Origin of the sequence: Vibrio sp. MED222, assembly GCF_000153005.1 — a bacterium.
Classification (GTDB): domain Bacteria; phylum Pseudomonadota; class Gammaproteobacteria; order Enterobacterales; family Vibrionaceae; genus Vibrio; species Vibrio tasmaniensis_A.
Genome location: NZ_CH902611.1, coordinates 56,935 through 58,914, shown reverse-complemented (window position 1 = coordinate 58,914; position 1,980 = coordinate 56,935). Strand labels below are relative to the sequence as shown.

The 1,980-nt window shown below is 44.4% G+C and carries 2 protein-coding genes; both read right to left on the bottom strand.

Annotated features, from left to right (window positions below):
- Positions 1 to 230: 230 nt before the first annotated feature.
- The gene (locus MED222_RS02860) at positions 231 to 1,556 is read right to left on the bottom strand and encodes a Na+/H+ antiporter family protein (RefSeq protein ID WP_009848745.1); all 1,326 of its coding nucleotides are present in this window, start codon (positions 1,554 to 1,556) and stop codon (positions 231 to 233) included.
- 64 nt (positions 1,557 to 1,620) lie between these two features.
- On the bottom strand, positions 1,621 to 1,980 hold a 360-nt coding region (locus MED222_RS02865; protein ID WP_009848744.1), incomplete at its 5' end, for an exonuclease domain-containing protein.

Below are 1,980 nucleotides of genomic sequence, written 5' to 3'. Positions count from 1 at the left end.
TGAATTAGCGGCTTATTTATTAAACACTTAAGTGTAGGAATGAATTCAATGAATAGCCACAAGTTGCACATCAATACGTACGGAATAATGTATAGGGAGTGATGTTGGTTCAGAAGGTTAGCGTGTTTCTAAAGTTAGAAATAAAAGGGGAAAGATACTATATACAAAAAAGACCGCACGAGGCGGTCTTTATAAAAGTGAGCGTAGGATTCTTTAACTACAGAACCTAATTACAGAACCATGGCTGCAATCCAACCGAATACGATCAGTGGGATGTTGTAGTGTAGGAACGTCGGTACTACGGTTTCCCATACGTGCTCGTGTTGACCATCAGCATTAAGACCCGATGTTGGACCTAAGGTTGAGTCAGAAGCTGGAGAGCCAGCATCACCAAGCGCTGCAGCTGTACCTACTAGAGCGATCGTTGCCATAGGAGAGAAACCAAATGCTGCTGCTAGTGGAACGTAGATAGTTGCAAGGATTGGAATCGTAGAGAACGAAGAACCGATACCCATGGTTACCAATAGACCAACGATGAGCATAAGCAGTGCTGCTAGAGGCTTGTTGTCACCAATGCTTGTTGAAAGCGCTTCAACCAAAGATTCAACGCCACCGGTTTGCTTCATTACTGCTGCAAAACCTGCCGCTGCAATCATGATGAAACCGATCATTGCCATCATGTGAACGCCCTTAGTGAAGACATCGTGTGTCTCTTTCCAAGCGATTACACCACCGAAGGTGAATACCATGAAACCAGCCAAAGCACCGATGATCATAGAACCTGTCGATAGTTGAACCGTTAGTGCAGCAACAATACCCGCAGCAGCCACTAGGATGTGCTTCTTGTTGATCTCTTTCACTTCGGTTGAAACAACAGTATGAGACGTTTCTTTGTATTGGCGAGGCTTACGGTAAGTAAAGAATACTGCCGTAAGAAGACCAAAGATCATGCCTGCAGCCGGTAACAACATCGCCATTGGTACTTGGCTTGCTACTACGTTTTCAAGACCGTTGTCGTGAAGGTTTTTAAGCAGGATGTTGTTTAGGAAGATGCCACCAAAACCGATAGGTAGAACCATATACGGAGTAATCAGGCCAAAAGTAAGTACACACGCAACCAAACGACGGTCTAGGTTCATTTTTGCGAATACGCCTAATAGAGGTGGGATTAAGATTGGAATGAAAGCGATATGTACAGGAATCACGTTTTGTGAAGACATGGTCACTAAGATCAAAGACGCAAGGATGCCGTATTTTAGACCGGTCGATGCTGCACTGTTCTCTTTGCCGTGAATGCGCTTAATGACGCTTTGAGCAAGTAGATCTGTGATACCAGAACGAGAGATAGCAACAGCAAAGGTACCAAGCATTGCGTAGCTAAGTGCGATAGTTGCACCGCCACCTAATCCACTTTCGAACGCTGCTACAGCATCGTTCACACTCATACCAGAGGCTACGCCACCGATAATTGCGCTGAACGTGAGAGCCACGACAACGTTTACGCGCATCAAAGCTAAAACAAGCATGATGCAAACTGAAATTACAACAGGATTCATATTATTCTCGGGATGTTGTGTTTTTTATGAAGGCAATACGAGTGAACGTTTACCGACTCTATTTTTATTCTTCGTCAACAAGAGGCCAACCACCAAGGGCTTTCCATTTGTTTACTATGCCGCAAAATAACTCTGTGGTTTTTTGCGTATCATACAAAGCAGAGTGTGCTTCTTTGTTGTCAAATTCCATCCCCGCAGTGCGGCAAGCTTTAGCCAAAACGGTTTGACCGTAGGCAAGACCACTAAGGGCTGCTGTGTCAAAAGTTGCAAATGGATGGAAAGGGACGCGTTTAAGCTTACAACGCTCACTTGCTGCATTAACGAAGTTTAAATCGAACGTAGCATTGTGAGCGACCATGATTGCGCGACTGCAATCTGAAGCTTTTTGTTCTTTTCTCACAAGCTTGTAGATTTCTTTAAGGGC

Coding starts and splice junctions, on each gene's coding strand:
- MED222_RS02860 (WP_009848745.1), bottom strand. CDS start 1,556: ATGAATCCTGTTGTAATTTCAGTTTGCATCATGCTTGTTTTAGCTTTG.